Source organism: Methylomonas sp. BW4-1 (assembly GCF_052474385.1).
This window is the reverse complement of the sequence record NZ_CP184125.1, coordinates 5,169,181-5,195,076: the sequence shown is the minus strand read 5'-3', so window position 1 is coordinate 5,195,076 and position 25,896 is coordinate 5,169,181. Positions and strand designations below refer to the sequence as shown.

The 25,896-nt window shown below is 52.9% G+C and carries 25 protein-coding genes; 17 read left to right on the top strand and 8 right to left on the bottom strand.

Features of this window, described 5'->3' with window-relative positions; translation table 11 throughout:
- Positions 1-65 precede the first annotated feature (65 nt).
- Entirely contained in the window at positions 66-509 is a 444-nt protein-coding gene (locus ACH5Y9_RS24165) for a hypothetical protein (RefSeq protein WP_445367875.1), read from the top strand.
- Between the two features lie 80 nt (positions 510-589).
- Positions 590-1,630, top strand: a complete 1,041-nt coding sequence (locus ACH5Y9_RS24160) for an IS481 family transposase (protein WP_205450216.1) — start codon at positions 590-592, stop codon at positions 1,628-1,630.
- Between the two features lie 329 nt (positions 1,631-1,959).
- On the opposite strand, the gene ACH5Y9_RS24155 is transcribed toward ACH5Y9_RS24160, so the two are convergent.
- Positions 1,960-2,916 carry a cupin gene (locus ACH5Y9_RS24155; protein WP_445367874.1) on the bottom strand — a complete coding sequence of 319 codons (957 nt, stop codon included), beginning with the start codon at positions 2,914-2,916 and terminating at the stop codon, positions 1,960-1,962.
- Positions 2,917-3,319: 403 nt separating this feature from the next.
- On the opposite strand from ACH5Y9_RS24155, the gene gpmI reads away from it, so the two are divergent.
- The 3 genes from gpmI (at position 3,320) to ACH5Y9_RS24140 (ending at position 6,399) form a co-directional block, all read left to right on the top strand.
- On the top strand, positions 3,320-4,960 hold the full coding sequence (gene gpmI / locus ACH5Y9_RS24150) for a 2,3-bisphosphoglycerate-independent phosphoglycerate mutase (RefSeq protein ID WP_445367873.1): 1,641 nt from the start codon (positions 3,320-3,322) through the stop codon (positions 4,958-4,960).
- Positions 4,961-5,074: 114 nt separating this feature from the next.
- On the top strand, positions 5,075-5,872 hold the full coding sequence (locus tag ACH5Y9_RS24145) for a cobalamin-binding protein (RefSeq protein WP_445367872.1): 798 nt from the start codon (positions 5,075-5,077) through the stop codon (positions 5,870-5,872).
- Positions 5,873-6,057: 185 nt separating this feature from the next.
- Positions 6,058-6,399, top strand: a complete 342-nt coding sequence (locus tag ACH5Y9_RS24140) for a hypothetical protein (RefSeq protein ID WP_033157816.1) — start codon at positions 6,058-6,060, stop codon at positions 6,397-6,399.
- Between the two features lie 92 nt (positions 6,400-6,491).
- Here ACH5Y9_RS24140 and ACH5Y9_RS24135 read toward each other — a convergent pair whose 3' ends face one another.
- Positions 6,492-7,697 carry an HD-GYP domain-containing protein gene (locus ACH5Y9_RS24135; RefSeq protein ID WP_445367871.1) on the bottom strand — a complete coding sequence of 402 codons (1,206 nt, stop codon included), beginning with the start codon at positions 7,695-7,697 and terminating at the stop codon, positions 6,492-6,494.
- A 304-nt stretch (positions 7,698-8,001) separates the two neighbouring features.
- On the opposite strand from ACH5Y9_RS24135, the gene ACH5Y9_RS24130 reads away from it, so the two are divergent.
- Positions 8,002-8,409, top strand: a complete 408-nt coding sequence (locus tag ACH5Y9_RS24130) for a DUF805 domain-containing protein (RefSeq protein ID WP_445367870.1) — start codon at positions 8,002-8,004, stop codon at positions 8,407-8,409.
- Between the two features lie 223 nt (positions 8,410-8,632).
- Here the strand turns inward: ACH5Y9_RS24130 and ACH5Y9_RS24125 are convergent, their stop codons facing one another.
- Positions 8,633-8,902, bottom strand: coding sequence for a hypothetical protein (locus ACH5Y9_RS24125; protein ID WP_033157813.1), 270 nt, complete (start codon positions 8,900-8,902; stop codon positions 8,633-8,635).
- Positions 8,903-9,466: 564 nt separating this feature from the next.
- On the opposite strand from ACH5Y9_RS24125, the gene ACH5Y9_RS24120 reads away from it, so the two are divergent.
- A complete protein-coding gene (locus ACH5Y9_RS24120) occupies positions 9,467-10,249 on the top strand; it encodes a symmetrical bis(5'-nucleosyl)-tetraphosphatase (protein WP_445367869.1) in 783 nt (260 codons plus the stop codon).
- A gap of 38 nt (positions 10,250-10,287) precedes the next feature.
- Here ACH5Y9_RS24120 and ACH5Y9_RS24115 read toward each other — a convergent pair whose 3' ends face one another.
- A complete protein-coding gene (locus tag ACH5Y9_RS24115; RefSeq protein WP_171697485.1) occupies positions 10,288-11,013 on the bottom strand; it encodes a pentapeptide repeat-containing protein in 726 nt (241 codons plus the stop codon).
- A gap of 273 nt (positions 11,014-11,286) precedes the next feature.
- On the opposite strand from ACH5Y9_RS24115, the gene ACH5Y9_RS24110 reads away from it, so the two are divergent.
- The 3 genes from ACH5Y9_RS24110 to ACH5Y9_RS24100 all read left to right on the top strand — a co-directional run bounded on the left by ACH5Y9_RS24110 (position 11,287) and on the right by ACH5Y9_RS24100 (position 14,984).
- Positions 11,287-12,384: an IS5 family transposase gene (locus tag ACH5Y9_RS24110; RefSeq protein WP_445367868.1), complete on the top strand. Its 1,098-nt coding sequence runs from the start codon at positions 11,287-11,289 to the stop codon at positions 12,382-12,384.
- Between the two features lie 180 nt (positions 12,385-12,564).
- Positions 12,565-12,834 carry a hypothetical protein gene (locus tag ACH5Y9_RS24105; protein ID WP_033157811.1) on the top strand — a complete coding sequence of 90 codons (270 nt, stop codon included), beginning with the start codon at positions 12,565-12,567 and terminating at the stop codon, positions 12,832-12,834.
- 119 nt (positions 12,835-12,953) lie between these two features.
- A complete protein-coding gene (locus tag ACH5Y9_RS24100) occupies positions 12,954-14,984 on the top strand; it encodes a methyl-accepting chemotaxis protein (RefSeq protein ID WP_445367867.1) in 2,031 nt (676 codons plus the stop codon).
- Between the two features lie 52 nt (positions 14,985-15,036).
- Here the strand turns inward: ACH5Y9_RS24100 and ACH5Y9_RS24095 are convergent, their stop codons facing one another.
- The 4 genes from ACH5Y9_RS24095 to orn form a co-directional block, all read right to left on the bottom strand.
- Entirely contained in the window at positions 15,037-15,426 is a 390-nt protein-coding gene (locus ACH5Y9_RS24095) for a group I truncated hemoglobin (RefSeq protein ID WP_171697483.1), read from the bottom strand.
- 157 nt (positions 15,427-15,583) lie between these two features.
- Positions 15,584-16,855 (bottom strand): serine--tRNA ligase, encoded by a 1,272-nt coding sequence (gene serS / locus ACH5Y9_RS24090; protein WP_445367866.1) that lies wholly within the window; start codon positions 16,853-16,855, stop codon positions 15,584-15,586.
- 42 nt (positions 16,856-16,897) lie between these two features.
- Positions 16,898-17,605 carry a fluoride efflux transporter CrcB gene (gene crcB / locus ACH5Y9_RS24085; protein WP_445367865.1) on the bottom strand — a complete coding sequence of 236 codons (708 nt, stop codon included), beginning with the start codon at positions 17,603-17,605 and terminating at the stop codon, positions 16,898-16,900.
- Complete coding sequence (gene orn, locus ACH5Y9_RS24080; protein WP_445367864.1) at positions 17,605-18,150, bottom strand: oligoribonuclease; 546 nt, start codon at positions 18,148-18,150, stop codon at positions 17,605-17,607. The genes crcB and orn overlap by 1 nt, the downstream gene beginning before the upstream one ends.
- A gap of 89 nt (positions 18,151-18,239) precedes the next feature.
- On the opposite strand from orn, the gene ACH5Y9_RS24075 reads away from it, so the two are divergent.
- From ACH5Y9_RS24075 to ACH5Y9_RS24045, 7 genes are all read left to right on the top strand, one after another.
- Entirely contained in the window at positions 18,240-19,490 is a 1,251-nt protein-coding gene (locus tag ACH5Y9_RS24075) for a M48 family metallopeptidase (RefSeq protein ID WP_445367863.1), read from the top strand.
- Positions 19,490-20,401 carry a ribosome small subunit-dependent GTPase A gene (gene rsgA, locus ACH5Y9_RS24070; protein ID WP_445367862.1) on the top strand — a complete coding sequence of 304 codons (912 nt, stop codon included), beginning with the start codon at positions 19,490-19,492 and terminating at the stop codon, positions 20,399-20,401. Before ACH5Y9_RS24075 ends, rsgA begins: the two co-directional genes overlap by 1 nt.
- Positions 20,402-20,523: 122 nt before the next feature.
- Positions 20,524-22,551 (top strand): dehydrogenase E1 component subunit alpha/beta, encoded by a 2,028-nt coding sequence (locus ACH5Y9_RS24065; protein ID WP_445367861.1) that lies wholly within the window; start codon positions 20,524-20,526, stop codon positions 22,549-22,551.
- A gap of 9 nt (positions 22,552-22,560) precedes the next feature.
- The gene (locus ACH5Y9_RS24060) at positions 22,561-23,664 is read left to right on the top strand and encodes a 2-oxo acid dehydrogenase subunit E2 (protein ID WP_445367860.1); all 1,104 of its coding nucleotides are present in this window, start codon (positions 22,561-22,563) and stop codon (positions 23,662-23,664) included.
- 30 nt (positions 23,665-23,694) lie between these two features.
- Positions 23,695-23,961: an acyl carrier protein gene (locus ACH5Y9_RS24055; RefSeq protein WP_445367859.1), complete on the top strand. Its 267-nt coding sequence runs from the start codon at positions 23,695-23,697 to the stop codon at positions 23,959-23,961.
- 52 nt (positions 23,962-24,013) lie between these two features.
- Positions 24,014-24,871 carry a hypothetical protein gene (locus ACH5Y9_RS24050; protein ID WP_445367858.1) on the top strand — a complete coding sequence of 286 codons (858 nt, stop codon included), beginning with the start codon at positions 24,014-24,016 and terminating at the stop codon, positions 24,869-24,871.
- A complete protein-coding gene (locus tag ACH5Y9_RS24045) occupies positions 24,868-25,860 on the top strand; it encodes a polysaccharide deacetylase family protein (RefSeq protein ID WP_445367857.1) in 993 nt (330 codons plus the stop codon). Before ACH5Y9_RS24050 ends, ACH5Y9_RS24045 begins: the two co-directional genes overlap by 4 nt.
- Positions 25,861-25,896: the final 36 nt, after the last annotated feature.

Here is a 25,896-nt window from a genome sequence, read left to right as displayed (position 1 = left end):
CAAATTGTCAGGGAACGCTAGCGCGCACCCTGACCTGCCTGGCTAAGCGTCATAGGAGACGACAGGTGCCTTCCTTAGCTTCAAATCACCCTTACATAATAAGCCTACTCCACGGCGTTGGCTTGCCGGAAGACTTCTTCTTCAATCTCTCCATGGAATCCGACTGGTCACTCATAATAAAGCTCCACGCTCTATTCGAGGCTGTTCTAGCGTCGCTGATTTTGAAGCGGCTAGGCAAACCAGAGCTCGAAGAGTTGATCGCAAATCTCGACTTCAACAATGTAAAATCTGGGAAGGTCGCGTTTGCTAGATCCCTCGGCCTAATCGACAAAAAAGAGGTGGCCTTTCTCCGAGGACTATCGGAACTTAGAAACAGACTAGTTCATAACATAAGTAACGTTTCATTCGAGGTTGAGACATATGTTTCAACGCATACAGCAAGCGAGAAGAAGAAATTTAAGACAGAATTTGGTCAAGCTATCTGTTGTATTAGTCACGACTTGATCTGACACATCGACTTGAAAAGATGAGAGTTACCGGTTTTGATAGGGGTGTCGAATCCTTACACAAAACACAAAAGGTAACTCTCATGATCCATACAAACAATCCGATCATTAAACACAAAGCGGGGCTGTTAAATTTAGCCCAAGAACTGAATAACGTCTCCAGAGCCTGCAAGGTGATGGGTGTCTCGCGCGATACGTTTTATCGTTATCAAGAGCTGGTAGCCGAAGGTGGCATTGATGCCTTAATCGACAAAAACCGCCGGTCTCCGAATCTGAAGAATCGCGTCGATGAAAGCATTGAGCTGGCAGTGAAAGCCTATGCGGTTGAGTGGCCAGCGCATGGACAGCATCGAACCAGTAATGAACTGCGTAAACAAGGGGTATTCGTATCCGGCAGCGGCGTTCGCTCCATCTGGTTACGGCATGACCTGGAGAACTTTAAAAAGAGGCTTAAAGCACTGGAAGCCAAGGTAGCCGCCGAAGGGTTAATGCTGAGCGATGCGCAGATTGCGGCGTTGGAGAAAAAGCAGCAGGATGATCAAGCCTGCGGCGAAATCGAAACAGCCCATCCCGGTTACCTGGGTTCGCAGGATACTTTTTACGTCGGCAACCTCAAAGGGGTTGGGCGGATATACCAGCAGACTTACGTGGACACCTACAGCAAAGTCGCACACTGCAAGTTGTATACAACCAAAACGCCCATTACCGCAGCGGATATCCTGAATGACAAAGTATTGCCGTTCTACGAAGCCAACGCATTACCCGTTCTACGCATTCTGACGGATCGCGGCACAGAATATTGTGGCAAGGTCGAACAGCATGATTATCAGCTATACCTGGCGATCAACGACATCGACCATACCAAAACCAAGGCCATGTCACCGCAAACCAATGGGATTTGCGAACGCTTCCATAAGACCATCTTGCAGGAGTTCTATCAGGTCACGTTCCGCAAAAAGCTCTATAGCGACCTGGATGAACTCCAAAAAGATCTGGACGAATGGCTGGTTTATTACAACAATGACCGAACTCATCAGGGCAGAATGTGCAACGGCAGAACGCCGATGGATACCTTGCTGGATGGAAAACAGATTTGGGCTCAAAAAAATCTGAACCAAATCTAATCTGACAGACACCCCGCAAAAACGGTAACTGTCAGATCAGGTCTGAGCTAATACATATCTGTGCTCTGCCTAACGGTATCCAAGAATATGAGAGCATGCTCATAAGCACGCCGCGCGATATTGTTATCATGGCTGGGTACCTCTGCCTAATGGAACTACAGTACCAAATGACAATGAGCCAGCGAAACTTGATTGTAGAGGTACTTCTCCGCCGGCAAAGCGAAAAAAATGGTAACTGACTTATGCCCCCTTAGTTAAGCGGTTCCAAGCCCGTAGGATGCGGTAAACAACGTGTACCGCATCGTTCGCGAACCTTGCGATTCGTAAACTCACCTCGAAACACTCCCATCCGGCAACACAAACTTAATATCCAAACTCCGTAAATACGTCTGCAAGCCGGCGTCCTGTAGCGGAAGCAAATACGCCTCTTTGCCGGACTCGTTGTAATGCGCATGCCAATAGCCCGGCGGAGTGATGAAAGCGGAATAAGGTTGCCAATCGACGCGGGTGGGATTGACGATCTGGCCGTTTGCCGAAATCTGCGGTCCGACCAGGGTGTAACAACCCGGCGCACAATCCAGAATCAAATCCAAGGCCACCGATTGGTGCCTATGCGGCAATTGCACCGCGCCTTTGGGCAGCACGCCCAGCATCGCCCAGAGGGTGTGAGTGACGGTCAGGGTTTGGTCCATGGCTTTGTTGGCCAGCAACACGCTGATGCGGTTGCGATTCACCGTCTCCGCCGCTTTTTGTGCTGCGGCCAACTCACGCAGCGAATCCTCTGCGGTATAAAGCGTCGGTTTAAAGCATTGTCTATCGGCTGTCACACCCAGATAAGTCAACAGCGGCTGGTCGTGCACCAAATAAAAGGCTGCATCGCTGTCGGCAAAATGTCGAATATCCTTGCCCACCGGCAGAACCACAAAATCACCGGTTTGCCAGGGGATGGTCAGGTCATCGAATTCAGTTTGGCCGCTGCCGTACATGACGTAAAACAACAGCGAGGTGGCATTGAAATTAGTCGCCAGCGATTCGCCGGTCAGAATTCTGACAAAGTTCGCGCACAGCGCCGGGCTGGTGGCCGGACCGGGACAACGCAATTGCTCGCTGACATCCAGCGGGATAATCCGGGTGCCGCCGGTTTGATGCAATTCGCTGCCGAAATTGGCGAACGGCAGTTTGGTGATAGCGCCGGAGCCAAGCGGATCGGCGGCTTGGGTATATTCAAAATAGCAGCCATTTTCCAGCAAGGGTTCAAGCGGGTTTTGCGGTTGGGCGATGTTCATGACGGCACCTTTCTGATGAATGCAATCTAGGTAAATAGCGTGATGGTTTAAATTGTACGCTCGCTGATGTGACAAAGTGGATTTGAAATGCACGGATTTTTTTCGATCTTTAGTTCGAACGAAATACTTAGCACAAGGGTTCCACATTGCATCGGCAACCGTTAGAATCGTTTTGTATATCCAAGGCAAATCCGAGATGGCTCTGGCAGAGAAATTAACATTAAGCGCGATGATTATTTGCAAAGCAAGGCATCCGCAGATCAATCACTAAATGACGCGCCCTGCTGAACGTCGCCGATCAGGTATGATGTCGGGCATTTTGACCACTCAGCCGTCACACAAATCGAAATCGCCAACCCCTGTTTCTTTTAACTTCTGACGTACCAATCACTGAAATAACACCATGAAACTAGAAAAATCTTCCCGTTTTCCCGCCTGCTCCGGTCCTGTCGTCACCATCGTCCTGGATGGCGTCGGTATTTCGCCACGTGAAGACGGCGACGCGGTTAAAGCCGCGCGCACCCCGAATCTGGACCGTTACATGGCCAACTACCCGATGACCACACTGCTGGCACACGGCACCGCAGTGGGCATGCCCAGCGACGAAGACATGGGCAATAGCGAAGTCGGCCACAATGCCTTCGGCGCCGGCCGGGTGTTTGCGCAAGGCGCAAAATTAGTCGCCGAATCCATCAGCAGCGGCCACCTTTGGCAAGGCCAAGCCTGGCACGAGGTCGTCGCTACCGCCAAACAAGGCGGCACTTTGCATTTCCTTGGATTGTTTTCCGACGGCAACGTGCATTCGCATATAGACCATTTGAAAGCGATGATCGAGCAAGCCAAGCAAGAAGGCGTGGCTAAAGTGCGTATCCACATTTTGCTGGATGGCCGCGATGTGGGGGAAACGTCTGCATTAGAGTACGTCGATCCGTTCGAAGCTTATCTGGACGGCTTGCGCGGCGCGGATTTTGATGTGGCTATTGCCTCGGGCGGCGGTCGTATGCAAATCACGATGGACCGCTACGAAGCTGATTGGAGCATGGTCAAACGCGGCTGGGACATCCACGTGCTGGGTTTGGGCAGGCAATTTGCCAGCGCCCACGAAGCCATCGAAACTTTCCGCAATGAAACCAATGTCATCGACCAGGATTTGCCCGGCTTTGTCATTGCCAAAGACGGCAAGCCGCTGGGTACTATCGTCGACGGCGACGCGGTGGTGTTTTTCAATTTTCGCGGCGACCGGGCGATCGAAATTTCCCGCGCCTTTATCGAAGAACAATTCAGCCCATTCGAGCGCGGCCCGCTGCCGAAAGTGACTTACGCAGGCATGATGCAATACGACGGCGACACCAAATTGCCGCCGCGCTTTCTGGTCGAGCCGCCCACCATTGACCGCACGTTGGGCGAATATTTAGCCAAAAACGGCATCAGCCAATACGCCATCAGCGAAACCCAAAAATTCGGCCATGTGACCTATTTCTGGAACGGCAACCGCTCCGGCAAATTCGACGAAGCCTCCGAAACCTATGTGGAAATCCCCAGCGATGTAGTGCCTTTCGAACAACGGCCCTGGATGAAATGCGCCGAGATCACCGACACCCTGATCGACGCGGTGCGTAGCGGCCAATACAAATATCTGCGGGTCAATTACGCCAACGGCGACATGGTCGGCCATACCGGCAATTTCGAAGCGGCAGTGACGGCAATGCAAGGCCTGGATCTGCAACTGGCACGTCTGATTCCGGTGATTTTGGAGATGAACGGCACGGCGATCATCACCGCCGACCACGGCAATGCCGATGAAATGTACGAGCTGGATAAAAAAGGCAATGTCACCCGCAACGCCGAAGGCCGCACCAAGGCCAAAACCTCGCACACATTGAATCCGGTGCCGTTTGTGTTGGTATCCGGGGAAAATTCTGGCCACACACTCCGCGACGATTTACCAAAAGCCGGCTTGTCTAATGTGGCTGCGACTATTTTGAATCTGCTGGGTTTTGAAGCACCGGAAGATTACGATCCTAGCTTGATCAAAGCCAGCTAAACCGTAAAGCATTCTGAGCCGATGACACCGCCTTTCGGCTTACGCTGTTAGGCGGTTTTTATTGGCCGATAGAAATTGGTGTAAAGCCTCTGCTGACCTAATTTGGATGACCCTATGGACTACCCCGAACGCATCGTCTGTTTAACCGACGAAACCACCGAAACCTTGTATTTGCTGGGTGAGCAAGCCCGGATCGTCGGCATTTCCGGCTATACGGTCAGACCAGCGCAGGCTCGCCTGGAAAAACCCAAAATCTCGGCGTTTACTAGCGCCAAAATCGACAAAATTCTGGCGTTACAGCCGGATTTGGTGCTGGGCTTTTCGAATTTGCAAGCTGAGATTGCGGCGGAGTTAATCCGTAACGGTATTGCTGTGCATGTGTTCAATCAACGCTCAGTCAACGGTATTTTGCAGATGATAGGCTTGCTGGGCGCGATGGTCGGCGTCCCGGAAAAAGCCGCTACGCTGGTGGCGCAGTACCGGCAGCAACTGGAAACCACCCGCCTGCACAGCCTGAGTTTTGCCAAACGTCCGAAAGTGTATTTTGAAGAATGGGACGAGCCGATGATTTCCGGTATTCGCTGGGTATCGGAGTTGATTGGCATCGCCGGTGGCGAGGATTGTTTTGCCGAACTGTCCACCCAACACTCCGCCAAACAGCGCATCATCGCCGATCCTAAGGAAGTGGTAAGGCGCGCGCCGGACATTATCATTGGCTCCTGGTGCGGTAAAAAATTCCGCCCGGATCATCTGGCTGCCCGCCCCGGTTGGGATAGCATTCCCGCTCTGCAGCAACAGCGGGTCTACGAAATTAAATCTTGCGATATTTTACAGCCAGGACCGGCGGCACTTAGCGATGGTTTGGCCCAGATATGTCAGATCATCAATGATTGGCAGCAAGATTGTGCTTAGCCTAATAGGTGCTCAAATAAATCCAATAGCGCAGGCTATAGCTGTGAATTAATGCCGCCGAACTGGATGGAATAGTTCATATCAAAACCCGCGCCTAAATCTTAACCTCCTCTTCGAAAGGGATTCTTCATGCCACCCCAAATCCCAGGGAGCTTGATCAATGATCATCATCGAAGAGGTATCACATGAAAACGCCAAAATTATTTTTCCTAAGCACTGTTTTGTTCGGCGCCAGCGCCATTGCCCATGCCCAGCCGACCGGTGGCGGCACCACACCTAAACCGGTATGTAAAACCTTCGATATTCCCACGATTATTTGTCCCGATGGCTGGACCATTGCCGACGATCTGAGCAACGGCACCAATAAATGTACGACCGGCTTTATCAAAAGAACATTCTGCAAAAATGTTGCTGCGCGCAGTGGTTTTCAGGGTAACGTCGAAGTGATCAATACCGGCTCCAAGTTGTTTGAATTTGTGCAGCCAGTCGATGAATCAGGCGCACCTATAGCCATAGAAGCTGAATAGCTGATTGCCAGCCAAGACATGCATAAACCTGTATTGGGCAGCGTAATTGGCCCAATACAGCGACATGAAATCATACGACAACTTCACCGTGGCTATAAATAGCGCTGAGGATCGACCCCACACTTCGCGGGCACCTCAAACGAGGTAATCCGATCATTACAACCGGGTTTGGACAGATCAAAATCTGCCGGAGGTGTGTAGCAGCGCGTCCGGGCATTGAATACCACTCTCACCCGGGGATGCAGCAGGTTTTCATGATGTTGCTCAACTACGACGGCCAAATAACCGCTCTCCAGTCGTACTAAGGTGCCGACCGGATAAATGCCGATGCTGCGAATAAATTGATGCACCAGCGTCAGATTGAAATGATGGTCGCTCCATTCCAATAACTTTCTTAGCACTTCGGTGGGTTCGATGCCGGTGTGATAAACCCGCGTGGAAGTCAATGCATCGTATACGTCCACTACCGCAGCCATCTGCCCGTAAAGGCTGATTTCATCGCCCTTCAGGCCTAGTGGATAACCACTGCCGTTGTAGCATTCGTGGTGTTCGGCTGCGACATTGAGCGTGATGGGTGAAATACCCGGCGTTTTCTCCAATAATTGACAGCCATAGCGCACATGATTTTTCATGATCTCAAATTCGCTTTCGGTCAGTTTTCCAGGTTTGTTCAGAATGTTATTCGGCACCTGCATTTTGCCGATGTCGTGCAATAAACCGCCCAGGCCGACCTGTTCGATAAGTTTGCGGTCTATATCCAAAGCTCTGCAAAAACTAATCAGCAAGGTGCCGACCGCCACGGAATGCTGAAAAGTATATTTATCAGCCTGCTTGATTCTGAGCAGACTGACTATGGCGTCCGGGTTACGGAAAATCGAATCAATGATATTGGAAACTACCGGCTCTACCTGCTCCAATTCGACCTGTTTACCCAAGCGACAATCCTGGAGGACGTTGTGTACGATACGGTTGGCTTCGCGGCAGACTTGCTTGGCTTTTACCCGTTCTTTTTCGACGCTAACCGGCGGCGGCACGCGCTTGAGCGTGCGCCCCAAGTGCTGCATATGTTCGTCAAGCTGCCGGTTTATGTCATGAACGGATGGAGCTTCCGGCATATCCGGGCCGAGCGCGGTGTCTATGTAGACCTGGCAAATGCCGTAGGCGGCGATTTTTTCGATGTCTTGAGCGGATTCGATCAAAAAGCTGTTGCGCAAGAACGGGTGGTTTATCCACGGGCAGTTGATGTCGTGGATAAACATCTTGGGCTTCAGATCAGCTACATCGATTTTTTTGATCATTGCGCATTTGCCTGGCGGATTGCGACTGAATTTCTGTACGTTTACTACCCCGGCGCTTAAATTCCCTGGAATCGTCATTCCCGCGAATACACGAGCGACGATATTGAAGGGCCGGATTCATAGCGGGTTAGCTGTAAGTGTATCAGTACTGGTGGTTGCCATAGCAGTAACCAATAAAGCCACTAAAACAATCCCTAATCCTAGTGCCGGGGTCATCAAAAAACACACAAAAATTGGCAATCGCCAGCCGCTGAGCTAACCTAGGCGATCCGGTTAACTGCAAATTTAGGGAATAGATAGAACCATGCTGCGTTACGACCGTTCTCGATACATCGCTTTAGGCCTGCCGGCTTTGCTGAATGCTTTGGCGCTACCCCTGTATGCGCAGCAGATAACGACCAGCGGGTCGTCCGACGAATATGCCGTGCCGTTCTATTTGATTATCGCCCTGGCATGCGGCTTATTCGGGGTATCCGCCATGATAAAACGCTGCCGCGACATCGGCTCTTCGGCCTGGGGAATATTGCTCGGATTTTTGTTCGCGCCACCGCTGATGCTGTTGGTCGCTTTGGTATTAATATTCGCCCCCAGTAATCCGGCCGCCGACCAACTGGAAGCGCCAGCGTTGCGCCCTACCTTCGATATCTGGTTTACCGGCTTTCTGTTATTGGTGAGCCCGTGGATGCCGGTGCTATTAGTACGGGCTTTGTAAGCGCTTATTCCAATCAGCTGGTTTGAACCAGTTCAAGATTATCAACCTCGCCCTTAGACGCGCCTAAAACCTTGGTTTCCGGGAAGATAAAATTCTTTTAGCCCGGCCCTTAATTATCTTCGCTCAATGGTAATCTTGGATTCCCGCTTTCGTGAGCATTACAGCGAAGTGACTATTTGGGCAATACTGGCGGACGCCCGAAGGCGTCCGCCGTGAGTTGAGCTCATTTGGTATTTCTGGGATAGCTGTAAATAGCTTGACCATGGGCTTTATCAACATAAATCATATCTTTTTCCGCTACCACAACCGGCGCAAGCGGATTGGGATAACTGTGTATGCCGCGATTGTGCGCGGGATTGTCGTAAACCACTTCAGCAACCCAACTATTTAAAAAGCCGCCGGAGGCGATGCGATCACCCTGTGCTTGAACACTTGTCGAGACAAGAGCGGCAGTAAGGACGATAGCCAATTGGATGGTATTTAAGGTTTTCATGATAGGTCTCCTGGTAATAATGGTTATGAACCCGGCCCTATCTGTTTCTGCATCTCGTTCGATAAGAACGGTATGTCGGCCTGGGTTAATAAATCACTGGAACTCCGATTGAAACTTCAACCGATCCAGCTTGGAGACCATTGTGAACAAACTCCTGGAGTAAATAAAATTGATTGTTTTTATGGATTCAATAGATTTTACATATAGTGAATTCCTTGCCGGCTTGTGGAATAAAGCGACAGTCTGAATATCACCAGCAGGAATGATGGGCTTAGTTAATCAGCGCTGCAAAACGTGTCGATTACTTTACATTTCAGCGGCAAAACTGCGGATTTAGTGGGGAACGAACCAGGTTGACCAAGTTAAACCCATCGGCATATTGCCGATTTTTCATCTATTTCCAACGCATAATCAGTGAGTTGGCAGGATCATCTTCCGCTGAAATCCGGCGCCAAGATTAATGGCATCAAAATTGATAGGGTTCAGGCAATATGCCGGCTTTGCGCTGACCTTCTGGTCATGGCCGGAGATTTGTTCAGACCTGGCTTTGGAATTTAAATACCTATGACTACCTATGCCATCGGCAGCGTAAACGGCGATTACCGAGCACTGATGCAACGGCTGACCACCATCGGCTTTGACCCATTGGAAGATCGACTGTGGTTTGCCGGCAATCTTGTCAATCACGGGCCGGAATCTTTACAAGTACTGCGTTACGTGAAAAGCCTGGGCAAAGCCGCTGTTGTGGTATTGGGCAAACAAGAACTCCATCTCTTGAGCGTTGCGCTGGGCTATACGCCATTGGCCCCGGAAGATACCTTGCATGAAATTCTTAACGCCCCGGACCGGGACGAATTATTGAAATGGCTACGACTGCGCAGCCTGATTCATCACGATACCAAGCTTAATTTTACGCTGGTGCATGCCGGGATTCCCGGCGAATGGACTTTCAGCCAGGCGCTGACTTTTGCGTATGAAGTGGAATCGGTTTTATCGGGAAGCAATTACGCGGCGTTTCTGGAAAACCGCAAGCAAGACCAGTCGCGCTGGCATGCCAAACTGCGCGGCTGGAAACGGCTGAATTTTATTGCCAATGCCTATACGCAAATGGCCTATTGCAATGAACAAGGCAAGCTGGATTTCAGCGCAACTGGCCCAGTCGATGCTCAACCGAGCGGTTTAATGCCTTGGTATCGTGTCCCCAACCGGCTAACATCGCAATTGAACCTAGTTTTTGCCGATGACGCGCATTTTGCCGATATTAATTGCGCCGGCTTCTATCCGCTGCCCGCTTTGTCGGCTTTGCGATTATCGACATCCGGCGCAATGATTGCAGCAATGTCTTAATGCGCTGTTGCTTGAACTCAGCCTGACCGGCCATACTCTCATTTTTTAAAGCCCAGGGCTGTATCGGCCCCTGTCACATTAGTCAAATTTGCATCATCAAACTTGGCACTTCTAAAATCCGCACCGGAAATGGTCGCGCCGTCTAAATTGGCGCCGGACAAGTCCGCCCAGATAAACTGGCCGCCGCTCAAATTGGCATGGCGGAGCGATGTGTTGCTCATCAGCGCGTAATTAAAATTAGCCTCGCTCAAATCCGCATTGTTCAGTATCGCATTGTTCATTTCCAGCTTATCGCGCAGTTGCCGCGGACTCGCCGAATTGGGACCTAAATTGGCCTGTTTTAATTTGGCGCCGGCGAAATTAACATTGTTCAGCGATCCGGTGACGCGGCTGCGGCTCAGGTCCGCTCCGGATAAGTCGGCATAATCCATCAGTACGCCATATAGGCTGGCATAGGATAAATCGGCATTCTGCAAATTTGCATTACGCATCTGCGCAAGATTGAGATTGACACCTACCATTTTAGCTGCCGTTAGCTTTGCCCCGTCAAGATTGCTGGAAAACAGGTCGGCTTTATTGAAATCGATTCCGGATAAATCCAAACCCGACAGGTCTTTCTTGATCAAGTTCGGCTGCTGACTGCCGGCCTCGGCTATAATCGCGATAACGCCTTCTCGAGTGAGTTCCGCCGCAGCGCATGGCAATAGCCAAAAACCCAAACTGAAAGCTACCAATGTTCGGCAAACACCGGAATCGTATTGCATAACTACTCCTCAAATCGGGTTAGACGGTCAAAAAATAACCGCCATCTTGCGAGTTTCAGTGCATCATAATCCAATAAATCAGGCTTTAGGCAAATTTTCCCGCCCTATAGAAGCGCTACTTCAGGCCAGCCATGATCAAGGTTTTTGACAAGTTATATATTTTTGGCAACACAACCACTAACAGGCTGGTGAAAAACTCGAAAAGCCAAGTAAGCTAAGGCATAGATGAGCGGCCAACTGTTAAAATAGGCTACCTAAATTTGGAGCCTTTCAATGCGCGGACACGATGCCATTCAAAACAGCTGGTTCAGCTATGTTAGCCTGGAAGACCGTATTCCCAAACAGCATCCGTTGCGTCGTTTACGGCTACTGGTTGATGGCGTATTGGCCTCTATGGATGCCGTCTTTGCCGAGCGTTACTCGCACACAGGCCGTCCCTCGATGGCCCCTGAAAAACTGCTGCGCGCCTTGCTGTTACAAGTCCTGTATACGGTCCGTAGCGAGCGTCAGTTGATGGAACAACTGGACTACAACCTGTTGTTTCGCTGGTTTGTCGGTCTGGGCATCGACGACGCCGTGTGGGAACGCACAGTGTTCAGTGCCAACCGCGAACGCCTGCTGTCCGAAGCCCTGAGTCGCGAATTTTTTGAGCGGGTACTGGCCATAGCCGAATGGCAAAATCTGGTGTCCGACGAACACTTCAGCGTCGACGGTAGCCTCATTGAAGCCTGGGCCTCGCACAAAAGCTTCGTTAAAAAAGACGGCAGCGGCCCGGACAAACCCGCCGGCCGCAATCCCGAGATCGACTTCAGTGGCGAAAAGCGCAGCAACGCCACCCATCAAAGTACAACCGATCCCGAAGCCCGGCTTTACAAGAAAGGCGAATACACCGAGGCCAAACTGCGTTACATCACCCATGCCTTGTCCGAGAATCGCAACGGCCTGATTGTCGATGTCGAAACCACTCAAGCCACCGGCACCGCCGAAATCGAAGCCGCGCAAAAAATGATCAAACGCCGCGTGCCCCAAGGTGGCAGCGTCGGTGCCGACAAAGGCTACGACCAAGCGGCGTTCGTCAACGGACTCGAGTCCCGTGACATCAAAGCCCATGTGGCCCGCAAAAAGACCGGCAGTGCCGTCGATGGCCGGACCGCTCGCGGCAAAGGTTACGCCCAAAGTCTCAAGCGCCGCAAAATCGTCGAAGAAGCCTTTGGCTGGGTCAAAACGGTCGGCGGCCTGCGCAAAACCCGTCACATCGGCTTAGCCAACGTCGCGGGTCAGGCCTTGTTTTGCTTTGCCGCCTACAACCTGACGCGCATGCTCAACCTATTGGTGTTCACGCCGAAACCGGCGTGGAGTGCGCCCGCCTAGGGTGAAGTTCGCCTGAAAACCGTCCACAGACGGCTTCAGGCGAATAAAAAGCCCTTGAAACCGGGGCAAAACGCTTGAAACTCGATGTCATGACCGATTTCAACTCGAAAAAATCACGAACATCGTGGGTAAGGGGAAATATCGGCGGGTTTTTCACCAGCCTGCTAAAGGCTGTTTAGCGTGAACGCTTTCTATCATAAATTATTGATTTTGGGGCTGATACTAGCGCTGCCCGGTTTAGGCTGCTTCAGCTATTACACGCTTGAAGAAGCCGGCCCAAACACCGCGCTGCCGGCGTTGGCGATTATGATAGCGTATCCGGCCTTACTGATTTCCCTGACAACCCTCATCATGTTGCGAGTTTCGAAGAAGCCGTCCCGTCCAGGGGCTTGGCTGGCGGGAAGCTGTTTAATCGTTTCGGCGGCGATCCTGCTGATTGCCCGCCTATAGAACATAAAACTGCTTAACAAACACGCCGCCGATTAAATTTACTAGATACTTTCCAAAAAACATAAAGCAACTATAGTTGCCCAGACACGCGCCTCCACAACATCGCCAGGATCTTAACTATGGATTTTGTCATTTCGCCCGCAATCGCCTTGATGGATAGGCTGCGCTATCCCGCAAAATTTGCGCTGCTATTCAGCATCGTGCTGATCCCGATGCTGTTCATGGCCGGCACCTTGATCAGACAATTTCAACAGGAAATCGACTCCTTGGCGCAAGAACGCCATGGCCTAAGTTACATCGCCGCCCTCAGAAAACCAATCGAACACATTCAGCAGCATCGGGGCATGACCAGCGCGTTTCGCAACGGCGCAACCCAATTTAAGGAACGCATCACGAGTAAACGCGAAGAAATCGATGGCTATTTTGCGGAACTGGAAAAAACCGACCGCGAGCTGCATGAGGCCTTGCAAACCGACGACATGCTCGCCAAGCTCCGCCAACAGTGGAACGACATCAAAACACACTCCCAGGATCAAGAGTTAAGTGCAGTGATAACCGCTCATAACGTGTTGATTGCCGATGGTTTGAAGCTACTAAACCATATTTCGAATACATCCGGCATCATTCTCGACCCCAAACTGGATAGCTTTCATATGGGCTTCGTACTGACGGCCGATTTGCCCGAATTAATCGAAGTGATGGGGCAAACGCGGGCGCTGGCGTCCGGCATCGCCGCCAAAGGTAGTCACACACCGCAATCCTTGACCAAGCTGTTGATCTTAATCGCTAATATAGAAACCTATGCCCGCAAGGTGGATGAAGGCTTGGCCGTGGCGTTTGCGGAAAACCCCGAGGTGTCGCGAAACTTGCGCGGCACCAATGAAAACTACCGAACAGCCTTGCAAACCATGCTCGGTTTATTACGCCAGCAATTGGTCGAAAGCGAAACCATTTCTGTTGGTAGCGATACAGTATTCGAAACCTCCACCCAAGCCATCACCCAGTCTTACCAGCTCTACACCGGACTGATAGCCGAACTCGACCTGCTTTTTCGCACCCGCAGCGCGGCAGCCGAACAGTTTTTACAATTTACGCTGGCCGGGCTAATCGGGGTGTTGTTGGTGGTCATTGTGCTATTGCTGGGCTTAACCAAGTCGGTCAATCGCAACATAACCGCAATTAACCTCGCAACTAAGCGCGTTGCCCAAAACGACCTGAGCGCGAGAATACATATTGATGCCAACGATGAAATGCGGGAGATTGCCGAAAACTTTAACGCCATGATAGAGACTAGTTCGGCTTTGCTGAAAGAAATCATTCATACCAGTGCCGAATTGCATACGTCGGCACAAAAAGTCTACACAGTTGCCAACCAAAGTGCGACTCATCTCGACCGGCAACGCGAAGAAATCACCTCGGTTGCGACCGCGGTGAACCAGATGAGCGCGACCATCCAGGACGTTGCCTCCACCACCAATACGGCGGCCCAAGCGGCCAGCACCGCTAACGAGCAAACAAAAAACGGTCAGAGCATAGTGGCAAGCGCCACACTATCGATCAGCCAATTGGCTAAAGACATCGAAGGTGCTGCCAATGTGATTCAAAGTCTGGAAAAAAGCAGCGAATCCATAGGCTCTTTGGTGGACGTGATTAAAAGTATCGCCGAACAAACCAACTTATTGGCATTGAATGCCGCCATTGAAGCCGCCCGCGCCGGCGAACACGGCCGCGGTTTTGCGGTAGTGGCGGATGAAGTTCGCAGCCTGGCAAGCCGTACCCAAGAATCGACTGCCGTAATCGAAAATATGATAGGCGAATTACAGGCCGGATCGCGCAAAGCGGTCACTGTGATGCAGCAAAGCCGTACGCAAGCTAATGTAGGTGTGGAGAAATCTCGGGAGGCCATGCAATCCCTGGAAGCGATCAGCCAATCGGTGGAAACCATCGACGCGATGAACCTGCAAATTGCCAGCGCGGCCGAAGAGCAAACGGCTGTGACGGAGGAAATCAATCGGAATATCGTCCACATTACCAATTTGTCGGAACACACCAGTAGCGGGGCTAATCAGACTACCGCCGAAGCCCGCCAGCTGAATCAGCTAGCGGAAAACTTACAAAAACTAACCACGCAATTCAAACTGAATATCTAGCAAGAGAAGCCGCTACCCGATTTGTGCAGGCACACAGGTAGCGGAACCCATTCTATTTACCCAGCACTTCGCCTCTAACGCTTTCTACCAGTGCCGCGGCTTCCGCGATGAGTTCGGCAGGCACATTCAGCTCTTGCATAGTCGCGCCTAGATGCTCCATGACCGCGTCGAAATGGGAGTCGTTCAAACCCATTTTTACCAAGCGAGCGTGGCCGTCGCGCAAGGAACGTCCGGTGTAGTTGTTGGGACCGCCGAAAGCCACCGTCATAAAGGTTTTTAAATGCTCGGCTTGTTTAGCCATGTCGGTTCTTTCAAAAAAGCGGTTGATCCGAAAATCCCCCATCACTTTGCCGTAAAACACATCTACTGCGGCATTCACCGCCGCTTCGCCGCCGATGCGTTCATACAAAGATGGTCCTTGCACTTCATTTGCTTCACTCATAATACCCCCTCGTTATAGTTTTTAATTTACGAGGCGTCTGTTAAATCGGCAAACTATTGATTTTTGACTGATTTAACGGCCTCGGCGGCGATAATACCCGATGATAGTTTCGTATCCAAACTATTTCACCGCCACCAAAGACCTGACTGTTTGTAAGTTATTGAATCTTTTCGATACCGCCCAAATAAGGCCGCAAAGCTTCCGGCACCGTGATGGAACCGTCTTCGTTTTGATAATTCTCCATCACCGCTATTAAGGTGCGTCCGGCTGCCAAACCGGAACCGTTCAAGGTATGCACCAACTCCGGCTTACCGGTTTCCGGATTGCGCCAGCGCGCTTGCAGACGCCGCGCCTGGAAATCCTTGAAGTTGCTGCAAGACGAAATCTCGCGGTATTTCTGCTGGCCCGGCAACCAGACTTCCAAATCGTAGGTTTTGGACGATGAAAAGCCGGTGTCGCCCGCGCACAGCAGCACCTTGCGATACGGCAGGTTCAGCTTTTTCAGAATGGTTTCGGCATGGGCGGTCAATTCTTCATGCGCTTGCGCCGATTGCTCCGGCGTGACGATTTGCACCAGCTCGACTTTTTCGAATTGATGCTGGCGTATCATGCCGCGCACGTCGCTACCGTAGGCACCGGCTTCACTGCGAAAACACGGCGAATGACATACGAATTTCAGCGGCATCTGCTTGGCCTCGACGATCACATCGCGGACGATATTGGTGACCGGCACTTCGGCGGTCGGGATCAGGTAAAACGTCGGATCGTTTTTGACGGTGAAAAGATCGGCTTCGAATTTGGGCAATTGGCCGGTGCCGCGTAAGCTATCGGCATTGGCCAAAAAGGGCACATAGGTTTCCTGATAGCCGTGCTCGTTGATATGCGTATTCAACATCAACTGAATGATAGCGCGCTGCAAGGTCGCGAGCTTGCCGGCCAACACCACGAAACGGGCGCTGGCGATTTTCGCGCCCAGCTCGAAATTCATGCCCAGCGGCTCACCCAAGTCGACGTGGTCTTTTGGCGTAAATGTAAATTGGCGCGGCTCGCCCCAGCGGCTCACTTCCTGGTTATCCGCATCGCTTTTACCGGCAGGTACTGCTTCATCGAGAATATTGGGGATGCCTTCCAATAGCACGCTCAATTGATTTTGAATGTCGTTTAACTCGGTTTCCGCTGCTTTCAGTTGATCACCCAAGTCCGCCACTTGATCCAGCAGGGGTTGCACGTCTTCGCCCTTGGCCTTAGCCTGGCCGATGGCTTTGGAGCGGGTGTTGCGTTCGTTTTGCAGTTCCTGAGTTTTGACCTGCACACCTTTGCGCCGGTCTTCCAGGGCTTGATAGGCAGCGGCATCGAATTGAAAACCGCGTCTTTGCAGCTGTTGCACAACCAGTTCCAGGTCGCTTCTAAATAAACGGGGGTCTAGCATGATGTTAAAGATCCTGAATTGAAAAAAGAGATAAAACGACGGCTATACCTGCTTGCCCAGCCACAAGCCGGTCCACAGTGCGGCGGCGCAAAACACGATGTTGCTTAGAAAAACGGTCAGCATCGCACCCATGTGCGATTCGAAGGAATGACCACTCTCCAGCAGATAGAGAATCAAATATAAGCCGGACAGCGTGATGAACAAACCAATCAGAACGGTCACCAAAATTGCCCGGTATTCTATTGAAATGGACAGTTTGTGCATCAACACCGTGGCGACGATGCCGATCAAAAACGCGCCGACGCCGTTAACCAGCGTCAATGCATAGGGAAAAGGCCAATCGAACAAACGAATTGTGCCCTGCGAATAGAAAAACAAGCCTTTGCCTAGCGCCAAACCAGCCCATACCGCCAACAGACAACCGAACACGCTAGCCAAAATATTCAGACCGGCCTTGCCGAGTTGGCCTTGTTCGAGCAAATAAAAGGTTTCCAGGGAAAAGCTGGAAAAAGTGGTAAATCCCCCCATCACGCCGACCAGAATCGCGGTGCGGTACTCCAAGGCAATGGTCAGACGTTGCAGAATCAGTGCTTCAGTCATCAGCCCGATCAAAAACGAGCCTAGCAAATTGACGGTTAAGGTACCGTAAGGAAAGCCCCTACCCAGCCACAGATACACGCCGCTGGAGGCCAGGTAGCGCAACATGGAACCGATAGCGCCGCCGAGAGCGACCGCGAACAATTGCAACATCAGAATTTAAAGAACGTTTCCCGGTAGTAACGCAGTTCTTCGATGGACTCGATAATGTCGTCCAAGGCTTTGTGCGAGGCCTGCTTGTTGAAGCCGTCCTTCAACTGCGGCGCCCAGCGCGCGGCCAATTCTTTCACGGTAGACACATCCAGGTTACGGTAGTGGAAAAACGCTTCTAATTTGGGCATGTAGCGATACAAAAACCGCCTATCCTGACAAATGCTGTTACCGCATATCGGCGAGGTTTTGGCGGGCACCCATTGCTGCAAAAACGCGATGGTGCGAGCCTCCGCTTCGGCAGCATCGATTTTGGAGTCTTTGACCCGCTGAATAAGGCCGGATTGACCATGATGCTGCTGGTTCCAGTCGTCCATTGCCGCCAACGCCGCGTCGGATTGATGCACCGCCATCACCAGCCCTTCGGCAAGAATGTTCAAATGTTTATCGGTGACTACCGTGGCGATTTCAATGATCAGATCGTTATCAGGATCTAAGCCTGTCATTTCCAGATCGATCCAGATAAGATTGTCTGCATCTTGAGCCATTTTCATTCCATGGTATTAATAATGTTGCGGCAAATTGTAGCATTAGCTAATCTGTACCGCTAATTGTTAACCCCACCTACATAGGCTTGATGAACACGTTTACCGGCATTTTTTTAGTAGCTTTAGTCCTTTCCTACGGCATCCAATTCTGGCTGGCAATGCGCCAGAAATCCTACGTTTTACAGCATCGTGAACAGGTGCCGACCGCCTTTCAAGACCGGGTGTCGCTCAGCGCCCACCAAAAGGCTGCCGATTACACCATAGAGAAAAGCAAACTGGGCGACATCGACAGCGTGGTCGGCATGGTATTTCTGCTGGCGCTGACCTTGGGTGGCGGCATCAGCCTGGTCTTCGATTTCTGGTCGACCTTCGATTTGTCGCCGTTAGTGGCCAGTTTGCTGTCCATGGCCAGTGTTTTTCTGTTGATGACCGTAGTTGAAATCCCCTTCAGTCTCTACCAAACCTTCGTAATCGAAGAAAAATACGGTTTTAATAAAAGCAAACTGCCGCAGTTCGTGAAAGACCAACTAATGTCCATGGGCTTAACCTTGGTGATCGGCTTACCGATTCTGGCGCTGATTTTGTGGGTGATGGACAGCATCGGTGGCCTATGGTGGCTGTATGCCTGGGCCATCATCATGAGTTTTTCGCTGTTGATGAGCTGGCTGTTTCCGACCGTGATCGCCCCGCTGTTCAACAAATTCGAGCCTATGCAGGAAGGCTCTCTGAAACAACGCATTCAGGGTTTGCTGGAACGGTGCGGCTTTAACAGCCAAGGCATTTTCATCATGGACGGCTCGCGCCGCTCCGGCCACGGCAATGCCTATTTCACTGGCCTGGGCAATAACAAGCGTATTGTGTTCTTCGATACGCTGGTGAATTCATTGGACGAGGAAGAACTGGAAGCAGTGCTGGCGCACGAGCTAGGCCACTTCAAATGCAAGCACACCATTAAAATGCTGGTGGCTTCGTCTGTGATGACATTGATCAGCTTTGCGGTGTTAGGCTGGTTGATTACCCAGGACTGGTTTTTCGACGGTTTGGGCGTCAGCACTCACTCAAATGCCGCCGCTCTGTTGCTGTTTATGCTGGTGTCGCCGGTGTTTACCACCTTCATGCAACCTATCAGCGCCTACTTTCAACGTAAATTCGAGTTCGAAGCCGACGACTTTGCCACCCGCAATGCCCAAGGCAGCAAAATGATCAGCGGCTTGGTGAAACTTTACGAAGAAAACGCCAGCACGCTGACGCCCGACCCCTTGTATTCAGCATTCCATTACAGCCACCCGCCCGCCGCGATCCGCATAGCGCATATCGAAGAAAAGATGCAGTCCGCCTGATGGCAGACTTGCACCAGGGTTTGGTCGTCGCCCATCTCGGCAAAGGCATTGCTGTCGAGGTGAACGACGATGCCGGTTTAGCCGCCGAGCAGCTCGTGCTTTGCCAAACACTGCGCAAACTGGACACCGTGGTGGTCGGCGACCGGGTGCTGCTATCGATGTCCTCACCCGAGCAAGGCCGCATCGAGCAGATACTGCCCAGGCGCTCGGTGTTGCAGCGTCCCAGCCGAGGTAACGACACCCGGCCGGTAGCGGCCAATCTGGATACGATTTTCATCGTCTTCGCCGCCGAACCGGAATGCGACTTTTTGCTGCTGGATCAATATCTGGCAATCTGCGAAAACTGCAATATCGATGCGGCGCTGGTGCTGAATAAAGTCGATCTGCCGCTGTCACCTGCGGTTGAAGAAGGGCTGGCGTATTACCAAAACTTGGGCTACAGCCTGCATAGAGTCAGCGCCAATCAAAAAATCGGCATCGACGGCTTGCAACAGGTTTTGGCGCAGCGAACCAGCATGTTTGCCGGCCAATCCGGGGTCGGCAAATCGTCCTTGACCAACGCGCTATTGCCGGAGCGCAATTTAAAAATCAATAGTGTCTCGGAAATCACCCGTCACGGCCGCCATACCACCACGGCCGCGACGCTTTACCATTTACCGGGCGGCGGCGATCTGATCGACAGCCCCGGCGTCGCGATATTTGGCTTGGCAGGTTTGTCGGAAGGGCAACTGGCTTGGGGTTATAGAGAGTTTCAGCCGCACATCGGCAAATGTCGCTTCAACGACTGCCGGCATGTCAACGACAAGGATTGCGCGGTGCGGCTAGCGGTAGAAGCAGGCCAAATTGCCGCAGAGCGCTACCAGCGCTTCTTAAAACTCAGAGAAAAGATGCCGCCGGGCAATCGCAACTAGTCCCTTCCAACACATGATTCTGCATTCCGGACCAGCTCAATCCCATCTTGCGTGCTACAGTAGGTTCGCGTAAATTATATTCTTTTGACTAAAGCGCTAGCCAAGACCGCCGGAACCAATACATGGATACACACACAGTAGCTCGCCTTCCGGACGATAAAACTTGGCAAGTGCCGGGCTTCACGCGCGACCAGCACGGCAAGCCGCAAATCGGGCTCGACCCGGCAAGTCTTTATGCATATGGCCACCTGATACGCCTGACCGAAGAATTGGTGCTGGATCAATTTTCCCGCGGCCTCGTTTCAGGCACTACCCACACCTGCATCGGCCAGGAGCTCACCGCATTATCGGTGGTGCGCGCCTTGGACCATCCAGATGACGCCGTCCTTTCCAATCATCGCAATCACGGGCATTTCCTGTCGTATTCCGGAGACTTTGTCGGACTGGTCGCGGAGATCATGGGCCGGGAGGCCGGCGCTTGCGGCGGCTGGGGCGGCAGTCAACATCTGGTCCATCGCAATTTTCACAGTAACGGTGTGCAGGGCGGCATGCTGGGCATAGGTGCCGGCCTGGCTTTGGCGCGCAAGCTGCAAGACAGCGCCGGAATCGTGGCCGCCATCATAGGTGACGGCACGCTCGGCCAGGGCTTGGTCTACGAAGCCATGAATCTGGCGTCGGTCTGGAATGCACCGCTGCTGGTCGTGGTCGAGAACAACGGTATTTCTCAGACTACCGTCAGTCGCGACAATCTGGGCGGCGACATCCAAGCCCGTGGCGCAGCATTTGGACTACCCACTTGGCGTCTTGCCGACGATGATCCGGAATTTTGCCGCAAAGTAGCGGAAGTAGTCAGCGCAGTGCGCGCGAGTCGCGGCCCCGGCTTCCTGGTAATCGATACCCGACGGATGGGCCCGCACAGCAAGGGCGACGATCTGCGCGATCCAAATGAACTTAACGAAATTCGCGCCCGCGATCCGTTGGCCGCATTGGCCAAGCAATTGCCGGCAGATACGCTGGCAACTATCGAAGCCCGCAATCGCGAATTCGTGGAAACGGTACGCCAAGCGGCCAATGCCTCACCGGAAGCCACGCTCGCCGAAACCCCGAGCCACATCTTCACCGCCCAACTTGAACACCCTTTGCCCAGCTATCCGCCCATCGCGGCGGGCAGTAACGTACGGCAGGTTTTGAACACTGCCTTGCAATTCCTGCTCAAGTCTGATCGGCGCACACTGTTAATCGGCGAAGACCTGCACGATCCTTACGGCGGCGCCTTCAAAGTAACTCAAGGCTTGTCCAGCGAATTTCCCGGCCGAGTCATTTCCACGCCGATCAGCGAAGCCGGCATCACCGGTTCCGCTATAGGCTTGTCGCTTGACGGCTACCTGCCGATCGTGGAAATCATGTTCGCCGACTTCCTGTCCTTATGTCTGGATCAACTGCTCAACCACGCCGTGAAGTTTCCGGGCATGTTTGCGGATACCTCGGTGCCTATCGTCATCCGCACGCCTTGCGGCGGCCGGCGCGGTTACGGCCCCACGCATAGCCAAAGCCCGGAGCACCTGTTTACCTCGGTGCCGGGCCTGACCGTGGTTTACGGCAGCCATAGACATAATGTTGCCGAACTCTTGATCGACGCCGTACTACGCTGGCACTACCCGGTGCTGTTTCTGGAACACAAACTGCTGTACGGCGAAAAAATGGACCCGGCGGATTATGTCACGCTGCCGGCCACGGATGATGTGGCTACCCACCTGTTCCCCACATTACGTCGCGGTGCGACCGAACCTGATGTAACGTTAGTAAGCTACGGCGGCATGCTGACGATGACGGAAGCCGTGGCGAACAGACTGGAAAGCGAAGAAGAGCTGGAAGTTGAAATCGTCTCGCCGTCATTGCTGTCGCCATTACCGCGCGAATCGCTGATCAAGCATCTAGCCACCCGAGAATGCGTGGTCGTGATCGAGGAATCTCACCACGACTTCGGCGTCAGCGCCGAAATCGCCGCCGCTTTGCTCGAATCCGGATTCAAGGGCCAGTTTCTGCGCATCGGCACACCGCCCGTGCCCATTGCCTCCGCCCGCAGCCTGGAGCGCAGCATTATTCCCGACGAACAATCGATTATCGAGCAAATTCTCGACCTTTTTTAAAGGACAGCCATGCCCACTTTCCAAACCGTTCCCTGCGTGAACATCAACGACGAGTTCGTGGACGTCGTCAGCATCGACGTCAAGCAAGGCGAGTTCGTCAATAGCGGCGACGTGGTCGCCACCGTCGAAACCGACAAATCCATGATAGATGTGGTCGCCGAACAAGACGGCTACGTGCTGCGAGTCGACTGCGAACCAGGGCAAAAAATCCGTGTCGGCGCCGTGATGTTCTGGCTGGGTGAGACGCGCGACGAAGCGATCCCGGAAGAAACCAAGGACACTTCGTCAACAGCAAGCGCCGTGCGCCAACCCACGGCAAAAGCCAGAGCCATGCTGAAGGAACTGGACATCGACCCGTCCCGCGTCCCCGTCAGCGGCGAGCGTCTGTCGGTGGCCGACATCGAAGCATGGCTGAGCAAGGGCGGTAAGCCCGGTAAAGCCGCAGTATCCACTCAAACGGTAAACCGCCGGGAAGACACGCCAACCGTTGCAGGAGACTTGCAGGAATTGTCGCCGGAAGCGGCAGGCATGCTGCATACAGTTGCCTGGCATCGGGATTTTGCGGCCTCCGCCTATCTGGAAGTCGAATACGACCCCAAACCTTGGGAAGAACGCGCCGCCGCCTATGCTGCCCAACATAAGCTGATGCTTTCGCCCTTGCTGCCGTTGATGGCCTTTCGTTTGGCGGAATTGGGCCGCGAACGCCCTATAATAAACTCCACGATAGTCAACGGTCAGCGCTTTCAATACACACCCGTCAATATCGGCTTTACCGTGCAGGCCGGCGCGATGCTGTACCTAACCGTGGTACGCGACACGCAAGACATGGACGCTGCGCAATTCATCAGCGCCCTAGGCGAGGTGCAGCGCCACGCGATGGCACACAAGCTGCCGCCACAGGAAGCCACCGGCGCGACCTTGTCATTTTCGAGCATGGCACGCTGGAATGTCAGCCGCCACACCCCTATTCTACCGCCGCAAACATCGCTGATTATTGCTCACGCCGCGCCGAAAAATTCGGACAAGGCCGTACTAGGCGCCACTTACGATCATCGCGTTCTCACGGGTTTCGACGTCGCACAGGTGTTGCTGGCGTTGTCCCGTCCGGCATAATCACTCACATAAACCAGAGGCCACCGATAAATGAACCTAAACCCCGACGAAATCAAAGCCGCGATACGCAACAAAGTCATAGAGCTAGCCAAAGCGCTGGACATGGACGCCTCGGGCGTCACTGACGACGACATTCTGCCGGCCACCGGCCTGCTGGATTCCGGCGCCATTCTGGAACTGGTGGTCTGGTTTGAGGCCAGCTACGACTTTCGGATCAAACAGGAAGACATGAACATCGACAATCTCGGCTCTATTAATGCGATGACCGACTTTCTGCTATCCAGCAAACAAGCGTAAGCCAAACAATCTACCGCAGCCTATTTGACGCAACCGCGCTGAAGGAATAATCATGGCCATGCCGACGCTGGAACCGATTCAAGACGGCGACCTGCTCGCTTTCTGCCAATTTCTTACGGAACACCTGAGCTCTGAGCGCAGTGCCGAGCAATGGGCGCAAGCTTTCCAGCAGAACTGGGGCGTAACCAAGCCCAACAACGGTTTTCTGATCCGCGACGAAGGCAAAATTGTCGGTGGCATCGGCGCGATTTATGCGGAGCGAATTATTCACGGTAAACCGGAACAATTCTGCAACATCACCAGCTGGTGCGTGCTGGAGGCCTTCCGTTCGCAAAGCATGCGGCTGGCGATGGCTGTCGTGTCGCAACCCGGCTTCCATTTCACCGACCTGACGCCGACGGAAGTGGTATCGAAGACGCTACAGTTCCTGAAGTTCAAGCCCATGAACGAACGCCACGCACTCTGGCCCAATCTTCCCTGGCCATTTGCCCGACTCGGCGGTATCGGCGTCATTACCGATCACGATGCTATCGAACAAGCACTTGCGCCCGCCGATGCCAAGGTATTCCATGACCACCGGCATCTACCCTGGCTTAGACACTTGGCAGTTGGAAAACCCGGCGCGTATTGCCTCGTGACCTGGAAACCGAACCGATTGAAAGGCGTACCCGGCGCGCTGGTGTTGGGATTCAGCGATCCCAAGCTGTTTTTGAGTTACCGCCATAGTATCGGCTCACACCTGTTACAGAAAGGCTGTTTTTACACCCGAGTCGAGTCTCGCCTGCTACCCAGACTGCCACTGATCTGTCACGAACTGGCCGGCTACCGCAACAAAGTGTTTCGTAGCGACACCCTGAGCGAATCCGATATCAGCAATTTTTATTCCGAGATCGTGGGGCTAAACCAGTGAGCGAACGCAAACTTATTCGCGTAGACAGCGAAACCCGCCCTGTCCTGTCGGTAGTCATCCATACCGAAGAGGAGTTCGACTGGAACAAGCCGCACGACAGGCAGGCCACCGGCGTTAAACATATGCGCCACATCGACCGGGCGCAGAATGTTTTCGATAGTTTCGGGATTGTGCCGAACTACGTGGTCGACTATCCGATTGCTTCGCAAGAAGAAGCCTTCGGTCCGCTGAAAGCCTACACAGATTCGGGACGAGCGCTGATCGGAGCGCATCTGCATCCCTGGGTGTCGCCACCGCACGATGAAGCACTCAATGCCCGCAACTCCTATCCCGGCAACCTGCCGCGCGAGTTGGAGTATGAAAAACTCAGGATACTTACCGAACAAATCAAAAGCTCGTTCGGCACCTCACCTTTAACCTATCTGGCGGGCCGCTACGGCTTCGGTCCCAACACCGGCGAGATTCTCGAAGAACTGGGCTACGAGGTAGACATCAGCGTGGCCGCGTCTATCGATTACAGCGCCGACGGCGGCCCGGACTACTCCAGCTATACCAGTGATCCGTTTTGGTTTGGCAATCAGCGCCGTCTGCTTAGCTTGCCCGGCTCGGGCGGTTATGTGGGAACCCTACGCGCCGGCGGCACGCCGCTTTACCGACGCTTGATGCACCCTTGGCTACGTAAGGCGAAAATATCCGGGGCCGTCGCTAGGCTGCGATTGCTGGAACGAATTAGGCTCTCGCCCGAAGATTATAGCGAGCCGGAAATGCGCCGCTTAACCAAATCCTTGCTGGCTGACGGTGTGCGAATCTTTGTATTCAGCTTTCACTCGCCGTCGGTGATGCCCGGCGGTACGCCTTACGTGAACAGCGATGCGGACCTTGAACGGTTTCTGGAAAAGTGCCGGCGCTACTTCGACTTTTTTATGCGGGAATTGGGTGGCACGACCATGACCCCGCTGGAGATCAAGGACTGGCTGGAACAGCATTGATGCCCCGGCAAGCCGCACAAACATAAAAAAGCCGCG